At 63.6% G+C, this 16,974-nt stretch carries 13 protein-coding genes; 5 read left to right on the top strand and 8 right to left on the bottom strand.

The genetic code is table 11. The features are described 5' to 3' along the window. Window positions 1–170 precede the first annotated feature (170 nt). Both DIE29_RS07830 and DIE29_RS07825 read left to right on the top strand, forming a co-directional pair. On the top strand, window positions 171–1,844 hold the full coding sequence (locus DIE29_RS07830) for a bacteriohemerythrin (RefSeq protein WP_162860614.1): 1,674 nt from the start codon (window positions 171–173) through the stop codon (window positions 1,842–1,844). A gap of 169 nt (window positions 1,845–2,013) precedes the next feature. Beyond that, window positions 2,014–3,813 (top strand): SLC13 family permease, encoded by a 1,800-nt coding sequence (locus tag DIE29_RS07825; RefSeq protein WP_237269420.1) that lies wholly within the window; start codon window positions 2,014–2,016, stop codon window positions 3,811–3,813. Window positions 3,814–3,854: 41 nt separating this feature from the next. Here DIE29_RS07825 and bioD read toward each other — a convergent pair whose 3' ends face one another. The 5 genes from bioD to bioA are packed head-to-tail and all read right to left on the bottom strand — an operon-like array spanning window position 3,855 to window position 8,535. Continuing rightward, window positions 3,855–4,538, bottom strand: coding sequence for a dethiobiotin synthase (gene bioD / locus DIE29_RS07820; RefSeq protein ID WP_114649621.1), 684 nt, complete (start codon window positions 4,536–4,538; stop codon window positions 3,855–3,857). Beyond that, window positions 4,535–5,317, bottom strand: a complete 783-nt coding sequence (gene bioC, locus DIE29_RS07815) for a malonyl-ACP O-methyltransferase BioC (protein WP_114649620.1) — start codon at window positions 5,315–5,317, stop codon at window positions 4,535–4,537. The genes bioD and bioC overlap by 4 nt, the downstream gene beginning before the upstream one ends. Next, window positions 5,310–6,056, bottom strand: a complete 747-nt coding sequence (locus DIE29_RS07810) for an alpha/beta fold hydrolase (protein ID WP_114649619.1) — start codon at window positions 6,054–6,056, stop codon at window positions 5,310–5,312. The genes bioC and DIE29_RS07810 overlap by 8 nt, the downstream gene beginning before the upstream one ends. Next, entirely contained in the window at window positions 6,053–7,213 is a 1,161-nt protein-coding gene (bioF, locus tag DIE29_RS07805; protein ID WP_114649618.1) for an 8-amino-7-oxononanoate synthase, read from the bottom strand. Before bioF ends, DIE29_RS07810 begins: the two co-directional genes overlap by 4 nt. 2 nt (window positions 7,214–7,215) lie before the next feature. Further along, window positions 7,216–8,535 (bottom strand): adenosylmethionine--8-amino-7-oxononanoate transaminase, encoded by a 1,320-nt coding sequence (gene bioA / locus DIE29_RS07800; RefSeq protein WP_114650285.1) that lies wholly within the window; start codon window positions 8,533–8,535, stop codon window positions 7,216–7,218. Window positions 8,536–8,723: 188 nt separating this feature from the next. Here bioA and yaaA point away from each other — a divergent pair, with 188 nt between their 5' ends. The 3 genes from yaaA to DIE29_RS07785 all read left to right on the top strand — a co-directional run bounded on the left by yaaA (window position 8,724) and on the right by DIE29_RS07785 (window position 11,090). Continuing rightward, complete coding sequence (gene yaaA, locus DIE29_RS07795; protein ID WP_114649617.1) at window positions 8,724–9,509, top strand: peroxide stress protein YaaA; 786 nt, start codon at window positions 8,724–8,726, stop codon at window positions 9,507–9,509. Window positions 9,510–9,535: 26 nt separating this feature from the next. Next, window positions 9,536–10,657, top strand: coding sequence for a M14 family metallopeptidase (locus tag DIE29_RS07790; protein ID WP_114649616.1), 1,122 nt, complete (start codon window positions 9,536–9,538; stop codon window positions 10,655–10,657). Window positions 10,658–10,796: 139 nt separating this feature from the next. Further along, a complete protein-coding gene (locus tag DIE29_RS07785; RefSeq protein WP_237269419.1) occupies window positions 10,797–11,090 on the top strand; it encodes a hypothetical protein in 294 nt (97 codons plus the stop codon). 19 nt (window positions 11,091–11,109) lie between these two features. Here DIE29_RS07785 and DIE29_RS07780 read toward each other — a convergent pair whose 3' ends face one another. From DIE29_RS07780 to mfd, 3 genes are all read right to left on the bottom strand, one after another. Then, complete coding sequence (locus DIE29_RS07780; RefSeq protein ID WP_114649615.1) at window positions 11,110–12,918, bottom strand: DEAD/DEAH box helicase; 1,809 nt, start codon at window positions 12,916–12,918, stop codon at window positions 11,110–11,112. A gap of 119 nt (window positions 12,919–13,037) precedes the next feature. Beyond that, a complete protein-coding gene (gene cspE, locus DIE29_RS07775; protein ID WP_102043175.1) occupies window positions 13,038–13,247 on the bottom strand; it encodes a transcription antiterminator/RNA stability regulator CspE in 210 nt (69 codons plus the stop codon). A gap of 231 nt (window positions 13,248–13,478) precedes the next feature. Continuing rightward, window positions 13,479–16,946: a transcription-repair coupling factor gene (gene mfd / locus DIE29_RS07770; protein WP_102041624.1), complete on the bottom strand. Its 3,468-nt coding sequence runs from the start codon at window positions 16,944–16,946 to the stop codon at window positions 13,479–13,481. Between the last annotated feature and the right edge of the window lie 28 nt (window positions 16,947–16,974).

Genomic DNA, 16,974 nt, shown 5'->3' with positions numbered 1-16,974 from the left:
ACAGGGGCGCCATGATACCGGTTTGGCCCTCCCAGGTGCGCGCCGCTGCCATCGGCCTAGCCGGCTTGACTTGCATCAAGCGGATGGCGGGCCGGCTTGGCCACAATTGCGCCCTGTGCACGGCAAATACGAGGCCGTTTGCGCAAGCTGGGATTCCAAAGGTGAGGCAAATGGAACAACTGGCGTGGAGCGAAGCGCTGCGCACCGGTATCGATGTGATCGACCGTCAGCACCGTAGTTTGGTCGACATGATCAACGCCATTGCGCGTCGGCTGCAAGCCAATGCGGCGTTGAGCGCCGATGAAGTCAGATTGCTGCTGGGTTACCTCAAAGACTACGCCGAGGTGCATTTCGGCACCGAAGAGGCGCTGATGGCGCTCTGCGCGCTGCCGCCCGCCTACGCACATGGTCATCACCTCAATCACGCGCGCTTTTTGGCCCATGTGGGCGACATGCTCGACGAGCTGTCCGAGCATGCAGTGCCAGACGGACAGCAAATTTTGGCTTTTTTGGCCGACTGGCTGATCCGCCACATTCAGGGCGAAGACCAGGGGTTGGCCCGCCGCTTACGCGCGGCTCAACCGCTCGGCTCGCGCCGACCAGCCGAAGGAGCGGTTGGCGGTGGGCTGGGGGCGACCGGTCTGAGCCGCCAGTTTGCCGAGGTGCTGGCCTTGGGCAGCGCCACACTGCACGCCAGCCAAACCGATGTGTTGGAAATGATCACCGCTGGCGCAGCGCCCGCGCTGGTGATGGCGCTCGATAGCAGTTTGCTGCCGGTCAGTGTGCTGCAAGCCAATGCGGCAGCCGGGGAGCTGTTTGGCACATCGGCTGCGGAACTGGCCGGTCGCAGCAGCGCCACGCTTTTTGGCGACAACCAGGCACAGCGTTTCCCGGTGGTGATGAGCGAAGTTTTGATGCACGGCGCCTTCGAGGGCGAAATCGACTGCATCGCGGCGGGGGGTACAGTGCGTTCGGTGGCGGTGCGCATCACCCATTTGGTGCTGCAAGGGCGCATGGCTATCTTGCTGGTGCTGTCAGTGCAGGAGGCGGAACAGGGCAGTCGCAGGTCGGCGTCGTTGGAAGAGGCCGCGCACCCGCTCGCCGATCCGGTGCGAGCGGGCGTGGCGGGCCGTCACGCCATCTTGCCCGGGCATACGGTGCTGTCGCGTCACCCGTTGTTCGGCGCACTCGGCCGCGACGAACAGCTAACCCTGGAGCGCGCCGCGCGGCTCATCCGCTTGCGTAAAGGGCAGGTGCTGTTTCAAAAAGGCGATGAGCCGGCGGGTATTTACCTGGTGATCAACGGCCAGATCAGCCTGGCCGCAGTCAACAGCCACGGCGCTGAAAAGGTGCTGGATATTCTCAATCCGCCGGACGTTTTTGCCGAGGTCGAGGTGTTCACCCGGCAGCCGGCAAGGGTCGATGCGCAGAGTCTGGGTACAGCGGTGGTGCTGTTGCTGCCGGCCGATGCGGTGCGCCGGGTGCAAGCATGCAACCCCGCTTTTTGGATGGCCGTGGTGGCGCATCTCGGGCATCGGGTGCAGCGGCTCACCGCCGAGATCGAAGCTCTAACGCTGCATACCGCAATGGAGCGCATCATTGATCATTTGTTGGCGCACGCGCAGATCAACGCACACGGCGTCATCGAAGCGCAATTGCCGGCGCAAAAACAGGTGATTGCCTCTTATCTGAACATCAGCCCGGCCACCTTGTCGCGCGCGTTCCAACAACTGACCGACCATGGTCTGATCACCATCAGCCGCCGCTACGTCACCATTCCCGACCGCGAGCGCCTGCTGCGCTTTCGGGAGGGGGAGCCGACCGAAGCGCGCGCCGCGCTCTAAATCCAGTTATCCGGTCCAAGCGGTACGCCCGGAGTGGCGGTCGCCGCACAGTGTTTTTGCATGCCTTTCCGTTTTATAGGCGCATGCGTTATATGGAAATGGAAAAACATTCTTGGACCATCTAAAGCCGGCGGATTATTGTTGGTGCGCCGCACCGTAGCGGCTTCACATGACCCGTCTGCACTCCATGCCGTCTTTGGATTTTCCGCTGCTCTTCGTCGTCTTCGTCCTGGTGGCGGTGTTGGTGGCGTTTGTGCGCGAAAAATGGAGTCCCGACGTGGTGGTTGCGGCCGGTGTGGCCGCCTTGCTGGTGGCGCAACTGCTCACTCCGGCCGAAGTGTTGTCGGTGCTCTCCAATCCGGCGCCGGCGACCATTGCCTGCATGTTCGTACTTTCTGCCGCACTGGAGCGCACCGGCTGCGTGGAAGTGCTGGGCAACTGGTTGGGTGCGCGGGTGGGCGACGACCCGAAGCGCCTGCTTGGCGGCCTGATGCTGCTGGCCATTTTGATTTCCGCTTTCATCAACAACACTCCGGTGGTGGCCATTCTCACCCCGGTGGCCATCGCCTTGGCGCGGCGTTCCAATACCCAGCCGTCCAAGCTGCTGATTCCGCTCTCTTACGCCACCATCCTCGGCGGCACGCTGACCATGATCGGCACTTCGACCAATATTCTGGTCGATGGGGTGGCGCGCAAGCAGGGACTGGCGCCTTTCGGCATGTTCGAGATCACCCTGGCCGGCTCGATCCTGGCTGCCAGCGGTTTCATCTTCGTGATGTTGTTCGGCAACCGGCTGCTGCCGGCGCGCGAAACGCTCGCCCGCACGCTGCGCCCGGACCTGGCGCGTACCTTCATGAGCGAATTACTGGTGCCGCATGACTCGCCGATGTGCGGTCGCACCATCGCCGAAGCCAACCTCAACGGCAAGGCCGGCCTGCAGGTGCTCAAACTCTTTCGCGGCGACGAGGTGATCACCGAGCCGCCCAATACGACGGTGCTGGCCGCGGGCGACCGCTTGGTCATCCATACCACGGTGCGCGATGTGGTCGAGTTGCGCGAGTCCGGCATGTTGGAATTTTCCCGCGGCAACGCTTTCGAGACCATTGCCACCCGCGATGTGATGCTGGTCGAAGCGATCGTCGGGCGCAATTCGCGCTATGTCCACCGTCCGATGCGCGATCTCGATCTGACCGCGCGCTACGGCATCGCGGTGCTGGCGGTGCATCGCCAAGACGAGAATGTGCGCAGCAACCTGGACGACTTCCAACTGCAGTTCGGCGACGTGATGCTGGTCGAAGGCACCGCCGCGCAGATCAAACGCTTTGCCGACAACGGAGATCTGATCAGCCTTAACACCGTGCAAGAGCGCGCTTACCGCCGTGACAAGGCACCGTTGGCCATCGTCGCCACGCTGTCGGTGATGCTGCTCGCAGCCTTCAATGTGATGCCGATCGAGGGCTTGGCGCTGATTGCTGCCGCTGCGGTGCTGGTGACCAGGTGCCTGGATGTGGACGATGCCTACAAGGCGGTGGATTGGAAGATTTTGTCGTTGATCTTCGGCATGCTGGCGATCAGCATCGCCATGGATAAGGTCGGTTTGGTCAGACTGATCGTGGAAAGCGTCACCGCCGCGGCGCCGTGGGCCAGTCCTTTGATGATGTTCGCCTTTATTTACCTATTCACCTCCGTGCTCACCGAGCTTCTGTCGAACAACGCGGTGGCGGTGCTGATCACGCCGATTGCCATCGGTCTGGCGCAGCATCTGGGCGTGGACCCGCGCCCTTTCGTGGTGGCGGTAATGTTTGCCGCCAGCGCGAGCTTTGCCACCCCGATCGGCTACCAGACCAATACCTTCGTGTATAACGCCGGCGGCTATCGCTTCACCGACTTTCTGCGCATCGGCATTCCGCTTAACTTGTTGATGTGGGCGGTAGGCGTGATCGTGATTCCGCTGATCTGGCCGTTTTGATTCCTTGCAGAGAACCGGCCGACCGCGGGTGCGCCAGCCGCTCAAACGGCCTCTGGCAGGGTGAGTGCGGTGCTGGCCGCAGCGGGGTTGTCATCCGGGTCAAAGGGCAGCACGCCCAGCAAGGGGGCGGGCAGGCGTTGGCGCAAAGTGGCCAGGTTTTCGTCTATCCGCAGCATTTGCGCATCGATCAGGTTGGCGATCCAGCCGGCCAGCCGCAAGCCGCGGGCGGCAACCGCTTCGGCGGTGAGCAGGGCATGGTTGATGCAGCCTAGGCGCATGCCGACCACCAGAATCACCGGCAGCGCAAGCTCACGCGCCAGCATCGCAAAGTCATAATCTGGGCCGAGCGGCACGCAAAACCCGCCGGCGCCTTCCACGAATACACAGTCGGCCTGCGCCCGCAGGCGGTTTAACGCAGCGCGGATCGGTTCGGTCTCGATGCGCACGCCTTCTTCCTGGGCGGCGATATGGGGCGCAATCGGACTGGCCAGGCAATACGGATTGAGCGTATCCAGCCCCGGATCGAAACTGCCTGCGGCCAACAGACGCAGCGCGTCTTCATTGACCAGGCGGCCGTCGATCCACTGTGCGCCGGCGGCCACCGGTTTCATCGCCAGCGCGCGCAGACCCGACCGCCGTGCGGCGTGCAGTAAGGCGCAGGTTGCGTAGGTTTTGCCGATTTCGGTATCGGTGCCGGTCACAAACCAGGCGGCAGAGGTGTTCATGGGCGGCGCTCCAGGGCAAGCAGAATGACATCGTAGGTGGCCGGCAACAGGCCGTCCGGGCGGCGCCATCTCTCATAACGACGCGCCAGCCTGTGCCAAGCCTCGCGGCCGAGCGGCGTGCGCGGAGTGTGGCTGACCGTGTGTGCGCCGATTGCCTTGATGTGGCGCAGCAGCCCGCGCAGGTCGGTGTCCAGCGCGGCACAAGGCCGGCGCAGTAGCCCACACACCGCAAAGCCCGCGTCCTCGGCGGCACGCTGCCAGGTCTGCGGGCAATGAAAATCGATCGCATGGGGCAGATCGTCGACCGCGCGGAACGCATCGCGCAGCTCGCACAGCGTTTCCGGACCGAGTGTGGCGATCCACGCCATACCCCGTGGGCGCAACACCCGTGCGAGTTCGCCGAACAGGGCCTGTGGCCGGCACCATTGAGCCGCCAGGCTGGACCACACTGCGTCCATACTGGCCGCAGCCAAGGGCAATTGTTCCAGATCGCCGCATACACGTAGATGACCGCGCACATGCGCCAGCATGCCCGACGCGAAATCGAGCGCGAGCAAATCCGCCTGCGGGTAGCGGGCTGCAAGCAGGGGCAGCGCATGGCCGGTGCCGCAGCCGGCATCCAGCACCCGCTCAAGCGGCCCGGGGCAGGGGTATGAGGCGGCAAAGTCGGCCAGATACTGACAGACTTCACGCTGCACCACGGCTGCCTGGTCATAGGTGCCGGCCGCGCGATGGAAAGCCTGCCGGATGCGGGCTTTGACCGCGGCGGTATCAGCCATGGATGAAGCGCTCCAGCAAAGCCGCGCACGCTTCCGGTTGCGACAAAAAAGGCGCGTGTCCGCAGCCGGCCAGCGCTTCTAGCCGCGCAGCCGGCAGCGTGGCAGCCAGCCAGCGGCCCGCGGAAAGCGGCATCAGCGCGTCGCCTTCGCCGTGGATCAATAGGGTGGGTTGTCGAACGCTTGCCACGGCGGCGCGTAAATCGGTGTCGGCCAGCACCGCCAAACCGTCGGCCAGCGCAGCGGCCTGTGCGGTGCCGGGGGCTGCGGCGGTCAAGGCGTGATCCAATGCGCGGATGAGCCCCTGCCGGCGCGTGTCGCCCAGCGTCTGTAGCGCAATGAAGCGGCGCAATATCTCAGCCGGCGCGGTGGTGAATTGGCGACAGAAATTGGCCACGGTAGGGGTGGGCAGGCCATGGGGCCAGTCTGCGCAGGCGACAAAACGCGGGGTGCTGCCGATGAGGACCAGCCGGGATACCTTGACGGCATGGCGCACGGCCAGATCGAGCGCGATCAAAGCACCCAGCGACCAACCGCAGACGATGGCGCCTTCGGGTAGATCGGTAGCTACCTGGTCGCTCCAGTCGGCGAGCGTTGCACTGCCGGCGGCAGGCGCGGCGCCATGCCCCGGCAGGTCGGGCGCGCAAATAGCCAGGTCTGACGCCTCCAGTTCGGCGCACAGCGGCGCCCACACCCGCGCGCTCAGTCCCCAGCCATGCAGCAGCACCAACGGGGGGCTCACAGAGTCTGCTCCAGGCGTTTGAGTGCCGCGGTCAGGCGGCGTACGTCCTCGGCGCCGTGCGCTGCGGTCAGCGACACCCGTAGCCGTGCGCTGCCCTGCGGCACGGTGGGCGGACGGATTGCCGGCACCCACAAGCCTTCGTCCCACAGCGCCTGGGCAAGCGCCAGGGTCTCGGCGTTGTCGCCGACTTGCACCGGTTGGATGGCAGTGGCCGACGGCAACAGGCGCCAACGGGTAAGCCGCAGTTCGGCGCGGAACTGTTCAATGAGAGCGTTGAGCCGGGCGCGGCGCTCGTCGCCGTGTTCGATCAATTCAAGGCTTGCCAGCAGCGCCTGGGCCAGTGCCGGAGGGGCGCCTGTGGTAAAGATGTAGGTGCGCATTTTCTGCAACAACCAGGCCAGCACGTCGCGCTGCCCGGCTACAAAGGCGCCGGCCAGACCGGCAGCCTTGCCCAAGGTGCCGATATAGATCAGCCGCCAGCTCGCCAGCCCGGCTGCGGCTAGTGCGCCGCGCCCCTGAGGTCCGAGCACGCCAAAACCGTGGGCGTCGTCGACGATCAGCCAGCAGTCGTGCCGCTCGGCCAGCGCCAGCAGTTCGGTCAGTGGGGCAAGATCGCCGTCCATGCTGAACACGCTGTCGGTGACAATGGCCTTACACGGTGCATCGCTGGTTTCCAGCAAGCGGGTCAGTGCCTCGACGTCGCCATGCGGATAGCGGCGCAAGCTGGCGCGCGAGAGCAAGGCGCCATCGACCAGCGAGGCATGATTCAGACGGTCGGCGAACACCGCGTCGCCGCGTCCGAGCAGTGCCGGCAAGACGCCAAGATTGGCCATGTAGCCGGTCGACAGATAGAGCGCTGAATCCATGCCGACGAAGGCCGCCAGACGCGCTTCGAGTTCGTCGTGCACCCGGTAGTGGCCACTGACCAGATGCGAGGCGCCCGAGCCAGCCCCCCAGCGTTGAGCGCCAGCAGCCAGTGCGCAGACAAGCTGCGGATGGCCGGCCAGCCCGAGATAGTCGTTACTACAAAACGCAAGTATCTCGCGGCCGTCCACTGTGGCATGCGGACCGCAAGGGGTGTCGAGCGTGCGCCGGACGCGGCGCAGCGCTTGTTCGTTCAGGGTGGCGAGATCCGCCTGTAGCCGGTCGAGCAGCATGTTTAGGTCAGCGCCTCGTCCAGCGCGGCGCGGGCGCCGCGCATCAGATGGTCGATTTCGGCTGCATCGACGATGTAAGGCGGCATGAAGTACACCGTGTGTCCGATCGGGCGCAGCAGCACGCCGTGGGTCAGTGCGGCGCTGAAGAAGCGGCCGGCAAATCCGGGCCCGGCGCCGTCTACGTCGAAGGCCAGGATCATGCCCCGGCTGCGCAGGTGGCGCACCGCCGGATGATCGGCAAAGGCAGCGTCCATGGCCTGACGCAGGGCCGCCGCGCGGACCTGGTTGGCAGCCAGCACATCGTCCTCAGCAAAAATGTCCAGCGTGGCCAGCGCCGCGCGGCAGGCCAGCGGGTTGCCGGTGTAGGAATGCGAGTGCAGAAAACCGCGCGCGGTATCGTCATGGTAGAACGCGGCGTAGACCTCGTCCGTGGTCAGAACCAGCGACAGCGGCAGATAGCCGCCCGAGATGCCTTTCGACAGGCACAGGAAGTCCGGCCAGATGCCGGCTTGCTCGCAGGCGAAGAAGGTACCGGTGCGCCCACAGCCCACGGCGATTTCGTCGGCGATCAGGTGCACTCGGTAGCGGTCGCATAGTGCTCGCGCCAGGCGCAGGTATTCCGGGTCGTACATCACCATGCCGGCCGCACCCTGCACCAGCGGTTCGACGATCAACGCGGCAGTCTCGGTGTGATGCGCAGCCAGGTGGGCCTCCAGTGCGGCTGCCGCATGGCGGGCGAGCTCGGCAGGCGTCTGGCCGGGTTCGGCAAGACGGCTATCCGGGCAGGGCACAGTGCTGGCCGATTTGACCAGGTCTGCATAAGCGTCGCGGAAAATGGGCACGTCGGTCACCGCCAGCGCACCGACGGTCTCGCCATGGTAGCTGCCGGCTAGGCTCACGAAGCGGTGTTTGGCCGGCTGGCCATGGTTGCGCCAATAATGGGCGCTCATTTTCAGCGCGATCTCGGTGGCTGAGGCGCCATCGGAGGCATAGAAGGCGTGGCCCAGACGGTGCCCGGTGAGCGCGGCCAGGCGTTCGGACAGCGCCACCACTGGCTCGTGGGTGAAGCCGGCGAGCATCACATGCTCCAGGGTGTCGAGCTGCGCGCGCAGCGCCGCGTTGATGCGAGGATTGCAATGGCCGAAGAGATTGACCCACCAGGCGCTCACTCCGTCGAGCAGGCGACGGCCGTCGGCATCCACCAGCCAAGCGCCTTCGCCACGCACGATGGGCACCAGCGGCAGGCTCTCGTGGCGCTTCATCTGGGTGCACGGGTGCCACACGGCGGCGAACGAGCGTTGCAGTAGGTCGGTAGCGGGCATGAGACGGCAGGGGCCAAGAGTGCAAAACCGGCCGGCAATCTTGCGCAAACGCTCAAAGGCTGTCAAACCGGCGGCCAACGAGCAAAGCTCAGGTGGTGCCCCGCGTACACGCTGCCGATCAAGTCTGCCGGTTTGCTACCATCTGCGGCACACACCATCGGCCAAAGTTCAAAAGGAACCGCTCTATCATGCTTTATGTCATTTCGCCCGCCAAGGCGCTCGACTTTGAAACCCCACCGACCACCCAACGTTTCACCCAGCCGGATTACCTGGACGAGGCCGAGGCGCTGATCGGCGTGTTGCGTCGGCTGGCGCCGCAGGAGGTGGCGGAGCTGATGGAGCTGTCCGATCAGTTGGCCTCCCTCAACGTGGCGCGTTACGCGAGCTGGTCGCGTCCTTTCGATCTGTCCAACGCCAAGCAGGCGGTGTTGGCTTTCAACGGCGACGTGTACGAGGGGTTGGATGCCGCCAGTCTGTCCGAGGACGAGCTCGCCTGGGCGCAGGACCATCTGCGCATTCTCTCCGGCCTGTACGGGGTGCTGCGGCCGCTCGATCTGATCCAAGCCTACCGCCTGGAAATGGGTACCAAGCTCGTCACCTCGCGTGGGCGCAACCTGTATGCCTGGTGGGGCAACATCATCACCGATGCGCTGGCTCGCACGCTGGCCGTGCAGCGCGAAGCGGGTGAGACGCCAGTACTGGTGAATCTCGCTTCCGAGGAGTACTTCAAATCGGTCAAGACAGACAGGCTCGGCGCACGGGTGGTGACCCCGGTGTTCCAGGACTGGAAAGGCGGGCGTTACAAAATCATCAGCTTTTATGCCAAGCGGGCGCGCGGACTGATGGCGGGCTATGCGATCGGCCGCCGCTTGACCGAGGTCGACGGGCTCAAAGCCTTCGATAGCGAAGGCTATGCTTTTGATGCTGACGCCTCCGATGATGACACGCTGGTGTTTCGCCGGCGAGTGGACTGAACCACCGACCATTGCAGAGAACGCCCATGAGAATCAGTCATAATTTCGACGGTGGCGCCATCGAGGTGGTCGCGATCGACGATCCGCAAAACATCCGCCTGCGCCTGCCCAGTGACAATGCAGCGCCGATTCGCCAATGGTTTTACTTCCGCCTGCAAGGCGGTGCCGGCAAGGCGCTGCGCCTGGTGTTCGAAAATGCCGGCCAAGCCGCGTATCCGAACTGGGAAGGCTATCGCTGTGTTGCCTCTTACGACCGCCGCAACTGGTTCAGGGTGGCAGGCACCGATTACATCGATGGACAGCTGATCGTCGAACACACGCCCGAGCGCGACAGCGTCTATTACGCCTTTTTCGAGCCGTATTCCCACGAGCGCCATCTCGACTTGCTGGGCTGGGCAGAAATGTCGCCTTATGCCCAGGTGCGCAACCTTGGTGCCACGGTCGAAGGCCGTGACCTGGATGTGGTGGTGGTTGGCAGGCCCGGCCGCGCCCGTCAGCCGGTGTGGATCATTGCCCGTCAGCATCCGGGCGAAACCATGAGCGAGTGGTTCGTCGAGGGCTTACTCGAACGCCTGCTCGACAGCGCCGACCCGGTCGCACGCCGGGTGCGCGAGCGCGCGGTGCTCTACATCGTGCCCAACATGAACCCGGATGGGGCCGTCCGCGGCAACCTGCGCACCAACGCCGCCGGACGTAACCTGAACCGCGAATGGCGCGACCCCGATCCTGCCGCAGCACCCGAAGTGGCCTTGGTCCGCCAGGCGATGATGGAAAGCGGATGCTCGCTGTTTTTGGATATCCACGGCGACGAGGAACTGCCCTATGTGTTTTTTTCCACCGCCGACGAGGTGCCGGCCTTTAACGCTGAACTGGCGGCAAGCCAGCAACGCTTCATGGAAGCATTCAAGGCCGCCAGTCCGGATTTTCAGACCGAGCAGGGCTACAAACCGGGTCGTTTTGGCGACGAACTCCTGAGTCTGGCAAGCAAATGGGTGGCCAATCATTTCGCCTGCCTGTCGCTAACGCTGGAGATGCCATTCAAGGACAATGCCAACATGCCCGACGGCCAGACCGGCTGGAGCGCCCAACGCAGCAAACGGCTGGGCGCGGCAATACTCAACCCGCTGCTGCGCCATCTGGAAGGGTGACACGCACGGAGAAAACGCGCGTCAAGTGTGACGAAATTCACAGGCCGGATGCCGCAAACCGTGTTGGCCGCAATGTTCAAGAACTATTGCTTGCGTTATAAGTCCCAGCCCACAACACGTTTTTTAGGAACGCCTGGCTATGAACGCAATGACCCGCGGCGGCATGACCGAAACCGATACCCGGGCGCTCTATGAGCGCTTTCCGCATCTGCGCAAAATCGATGTGATGTGGGGCACTCGAGAATGCCGCGATTACCTTTTCCAGCTCATGACGGATACGCGCGGGGGTAAGCGGCAGGGTTTTCCGGCCGAGCATGCGATGACGATCATGAGTCTGTTAATGGAACACGATCGCGAGTTTCCGGAGTTCGAGTACGAGCCGCGTGACTTCGTCTGGGGGGACGAGCATCGCCGCCGCGGTAGCGGCCGGTGACATTCGTCTGGGGTTTGTTTCAGCTCTTGCGCGGGCGTTTGTGTGCGGTGCCGGTGCGCGGCCTGGGCTGGGCCGCGGTGCCGGCTTCGTCCGCTTGGCGCGACGCGCTTTGAGAGCGCGATGTGCGAGCGCGGCTGCGATCCTGAGCGGTTTGACCATCGGCGAGCGCTCGAATTGCTAGCGCACGCTGACGCACCCGGATGCGCTTGAGCAGGCCGAGCAATTCCGGTGGTAGCGCCTTGGGCAGCTCGACTGTGCTGTAGTCATCGAAAAGGTGGATCTGACCAATGTATCGGCCTTCGATGCCGCCTTCGTTGGCGATGGCACCGACGATCTCCCGCGGGGTGGCCCCATGCTGGCGGCCGACTTCGATGCGGTAGCGGGTCAATACACCATCCGCGTAAGCGCGCTGCCGCGCGAGGATCTCTTTCCGGTTGCCCTGTGGCCGGCGTTCGCTTTGTGTAGCCTCCAAGGGGTCGGCCGTGGCCAGTTCCCAGCCCGTGCCGGTTTCTTCCACCTGTAGCGGACGTTCGCGGGTGGCCAGATAAGCCAACGCCGCGGCAATCTCGCGTGCGGAAAAACACGCTTCTTTTTCGATTCGGCCGATCACGTCGATGAAAAAGGCCAGATCTTCGTGCTCCAGCGTATCGACGATCTGCTGGCGGAACTGCGCCACCCGGCGTCCGGCAATCTTCTCGCGGCTGGGTAGCGCAATCGCTTCGATCGGCTGGCCAGTGGCGCGTTCGATGGCTTTGAGCATACGCATTTCGCGCGGCGCGACGAAGAGAATCGCAGAACCCCGACGGCCGGCACGGCCCGTGCGGCCGATGCGGTGCACATAGGCTTCGGTGTCATACGGAATGTCGTAATTGATCACATGGCTGATGCGCGGTACATCGATGCCGCGCGCAGCCACGTCGGTGGCCACCACGATGTCGAGCGCGCCGTTTTTTAGCCGCTCGATGACCTGTTCGCGCAGCCCCTGGGTCATGTCGCCGTTCAGTGCCGCGGCCGCGTAGCCGCGTGCCTCGAGGCGCTCGGCAAGTTCAACGGTGGCGGTTTTGGTGCGCACGAAAACGATTGCGGCGTCGAAATCATCTTCGACTTCCAGGATGCGGGTCAGCGCGTCGAGTTTGTCTACCCCGCGCACCTGCCAGTAGCATTGGCGGATTGCCGCCACGGTGGCGGTGGCGGCGCGAATCTTCACTTCCTGCGGCGCACGCAGGTGACGGTGCGCCACCCGGCGGATGGCCTCGGGCATGGTGGCCGAAAACAGTGCGGTTTGGCGCTCGGCCGGGGTGTGCGTCAGGATCCATTCGACATCGTCGATGAAGCCCATGCGCAGCATCTCGTCGGCTTCATCCAGAACCAGGATGCGCAGATCGTCCAGCACCAGGCTGCCGCGCTCCAGGTGATCCATGACCCGCCCCGGCGTGCCGACGATGACCTGCGCGCCGCGCTGTAACTGGCGTAACTGCACCACCATGCTTTGTCCGCCGTACAGAGGCAGTACATGAAAGCCGGGCAGATGATGAGCGTACTTCTGGAAGGCTTCGGCGACTTGAATGGCCAGTTCGCGGGTTGGGGTGAGCACCAGTACCTGTGGCCGGCACAAATCGAGTGTCACACGCGCCAGCGCGGGCAGCGCGAACGCTGCGGTTTTACCGGTGCCGGTCTGCGCTTCGCCCAGTACGTCGCGCCCTGCAAGGAGAGGCGGAATGCAAGCGGCCTGGATGGGGGAGGGTGTTTCATAGCCGATCTCGGCCAGTGCGGTCAGCAAGGCTTCGGGCAGGCCAAGGTCGTGGAAGCTTTCGATCGGAGCGCTCATGGCAGCGGGGCGGACGGAAAAACGGTTCGGTATGGCTGTGGGGGCGGGCAATCGCCCAACTGGCAGTGCAAAAACAAAAAACGCGGCCGAAGCCGCGTTCTTTCACTAAGCGGTGAAGCTTAGATGGCGCGGATGTTCGCAGCCTGCAGGCCCTTCGGGCCGGTCTTGACTTCGAACTCGACGCGCTGGTTCTCGGCCAGAGTCTTGAAACCCGAGCCTTGAATTTCGCTGAAGTGGGCAAACAGATCGTCACCGCCGCCTTCCGGGGTGATGAAGCCGAAGCCTTTGGAGTCGTTGAACCATTTGACGGTACCGGTTTTGGTGCTCATGTTTTTGCGTTCCATAAAAAAATTTTGGGCAACAGCGCCCGGGCGCAGGAACGATCAAGAATCGTGCGAGGGAATTCGAACCGACACCGTTCAGGGCTGAACGTACTGCTAGAAAACCGCTAGAACTTACTGCTTGAATCGACTGCAGGGCGCACGATACACGGTTTTCGGCCAGCGTGGGATTTTTTTTGATACCCGGCGACAAAAACCCGGCACCCGGCCTGATGGTTTTCAATCCGCACGCACCGCTTCCAGCAGTTCTTTGACCGCTTGGACCCGTTGGCGCAATTGTGGAATGGTCGCTCGACGGATGAGCTTGTCCGGACCGGCCATGCGGGTGTTGCGATCGCGCTGGATGAGCAAGATGACTTTGCCTGGATCGATCGCCGGGTTGGGGCCGAACTGCACGCTGATCTGCGCTTCGGAAGCATCCAGCTTGACAACCCCATAGGGCTTGACCAGCAGGCGCAGGCGGTGGGTTTCGATCAGTGCCTGGGTTTGTGGCGGCAAGTCGCCAAAGCGATCGACCAGCTCCTCTTGCAGCGCGCGTAGATCGTCTTCGTTTTCACAATTGGCCAGGCGTTTGTAGAGTGTCAGGCGCTCCTGAACATCCGGGCAATAATCGGAAGGCAATAGCGCCGGGGTGTGCAGGTTGATCTCCGAGACGACCTCCAGCGGTTGGGAGAGGTCGGGTTCGCGGCCGGCCTGCAGGTCGCGCACCGCACGCTTGAGCATTTCGGTGTAGAGGCTAAAGCCGACCTGTTTGATTTCGCCGGACTGTTGCTCGCCTAACACCTCGCCGGCGCCGCGTATTTCCAGATCATGCATGGCCAGATAGAAACCTGAGCCCAGTTCTTCCATCATGGCGATGGCCTCCAGCCGCTTTTGTGCCTGCGCGGTGGGCTTGGCCTCGGCATCGGTGAGCAGGTAAGCGTAGGCTTGATGATGGCTGCGCCCAACGCGGCCGCGCAACTGATGCAGTTGTGCCAGACCGAAGCGGTCGGCACGATTGATGATGATGGTGTTGGCGGTGGGAATGTCGATACCGGTTTCGATGATGGTGGTGCACAACAACAGGTTGGCGCGTTTTTGGGTGAAATCGCGCATCACGCGTTCTAGCTCGCGTTCCGGCATCTGGCCGTGGCCCACGACGATACGCGCCTCGGGCAACAGCTCGGCGAGCGTGTGGCGCATGTTTTCGATGGTGTCGACCTCGTTGTGCAGAAAATACACCTGACCGCCGCGTTTGAATTCGCGCAGCACCGCTTCGCGTACGATGCCCTTGGACCAGCGCTGCACAAAGGTCTTGATCGCCAGCCGGCGCGAAGGCGCGGTGGCAATGACCGAAAAGTCGCGCAACCCTTCCAACGACAGGCCCAGGGTGCGCGGAATGGGGGTGGCGGTCAGGGTGAGGATATCGACCTCGCTGCGCAGTTTTTTCAGCGCTTCTTTCTGACGTACGCCGAAGCGGTGTTCCTCGTCGATGATCACCAGGCCCAGGCGCTTGAAGCGGACGTCTTTTTGCAGCAGACGGTGGGTGCCAATGATGATGTCCACCTTGCCTTCGGCCAGTTGTGAGAGCGCCTCGGCCTGTTCTTTGGCGCTTCTGAAGCGTGACAGCTCGGCCACCTTGACTGGAAAGTCGGCAAAGCGGTCGGAAAAGGTCTGCCAGTGTTGCTCGGCCAGCAAGGTGGTGGGGCAGAGCACTGCAACCTGCTTGCCGTCGGCCACGGCGACGAAGGCGGCACGCAGCGCCACTTCGGTTTTGCCAAAACCGACGTCGCCGCAGACCAGACGGTCCATCGGGCGGCCCGACTTCATATCGGCGATCACCGCGTCGATGGCCGCTTGTTGATCCGGCGTGGTTTGAAAACCAAACCCCTCGGCAAAGGCGTCCAGGTCGTGTTGCTTGAATTGGAAGCGATGGCCAGGGCGTGCAGCGCGCTGAGCGTACAGGGCAAGCAGTTCGGCGGCGGTATCGCGCACCTGTTCGGCGGCTTTGCGCTTGGCTTTTTCCCACTGACCGGAGCCTAGACGGTGTAAGTCGACCGCGTCCGGGTCGGCGCCGGCGTAGCGGGTAATGACATGTAGCTGCGCCACTGGCACAAACAGTTTGTCGCCGCCTTTGTACTCCAGGTGCAGGAACTCAGTATCGCCCTCGCCCAGATTCATGTGCACCAGGCCCATGTAGCGGCCAACCCCATGCGCCACATGCACCACCGGATCGCCCGGCTTGAGTTCGGACAGATCGCGCAGCCAGCCTTCCACGGAGGCGGCGCGGCGGCTATCGCGGCGGCTGCGGGGGCGGGCGGCGGCAGCGTAGAGCTCGGCCTCGGTGACGATGGCCAAGCGCGCATGCGGCAGTATGAAACCGGTGGCGAGCGGGCCCACCGCAAGGCCGAGCGGCTGGTCGGCAGCGGCGAAGGCGGCCAGATCCGCACTGGGCGCATAGTGAAGGTCGTAGGTCTTCAGATACTCGGCCATGGTCTCGCGGCGTCCGGCCGATTCCGCGAGCACCAGCACACGTCCGTCAAATCCGGCACAAAAAGCCTTCAGGCGGTGCAGCGGATCGGTGGCTTTGCCATCGACCGCCACCGTGGGTAGCGGCTGGGCGAGCGCAGCGTCGGCGTCGGCGCTGAATGCGGGCAGCAGAAAGCGGGCGCGGTCCTTGAGCGCAAGAAAAAAAGCTTCGTCGGTCAAAAACAGCGCTTCGGGTGCGAGCACCGGCCGGGTCCGGTCACCTTTGAGCAAATCGTAGCGTGAGCGGGTGTCACGCCAGAATTCGGCGATTGCCGCCGGCACATCATGGTGCAGCAGCACCGGGGTGTCGGCCGGCAGGTAGTCGAAAATGGTGGCGGTTTCGACGAAGAACAACGGCAGGTAGTACTCGATGCCGGCAGGGGCGATGCCGTTGGAGACGTCTTTGTAGACCGGGCTGCGCGTGGGATCGCCTTCGAATGTTTCACGGAAACGGCTGCGAAAGCGCGCGCGACCCTTGTCGTCGAGCGGAAACTCGCGCGCCGGCAGCAGGCGGATTTCCTTGACCGGATAGACGGTACGCTGGGTGTCCGGGTCGAAGGTCTTGATGCTTTCCACTTCGTCATCGAATAAATCGATGCGGTAAGGCAGTTGCGCGCCCATTGGAAACAGATCGATCAGCCCCCCGCGTACCGAAAACTCTCCGGGGCTGACCACTTGGGTGACATGGGCATAGCCGGCCAGCGCCATTTGCGCGCGCAGTCGATCCAGGTCGAGCTTTTCGCCTTGTTTCAGGAAAAAGGTGTAGGCAGCCAGAAAAGCGGGCGGAGCCATGCGATAAAGCGCGGTGGTGGCCGGTACCAGCACCACGTCGGCTTCGCCGCGGCTCATGGCATACAGCGTCGAAAGGCGCTCGGAGACCAAATCCTGATGCGGGGAGAAGCTGTCGTAGGGCAGCGTTTCCCAGTCCGGCAACAAATGCAGGCGTAGATGCGGCGCCACCCAGGCGATTTCGTCCAGTAAGCGCTGGGCGTCGATCGGGTCGGCGGTGATGACCAGCAGCATGCCCTCACGAGCGCCCAACTGGGCAATGGCCAGCGCGTCGGCCGATCCGGCCAATGCGGGTAATTGCACGCGCTGGCCGGCACGCGCCGGTGCAAGGTCTGGAAGCAGCGTAAGCGGGGCCACGGACGGAGGGCAGTCGGGATGGTTGGCAGACATGGCAGGTCAGGCGCAAAAGCGCGCCAAT

Origin of the sequence: Pseudothauera hydrothermalis, assembly GCF_003345255.1 — a bacterium.
Lineage (GTDB): Bacteria > Pseudomonadota > Gammaproteobacteria > Burkholderiales > Rhodocyclaceae > Pseudothauera > Pseudothauera hydrothermalis.
Note: the sequence above shows the minus strand (reverse complement) of the source record. Positions and strands in the feature narration are given on the sequence as shown.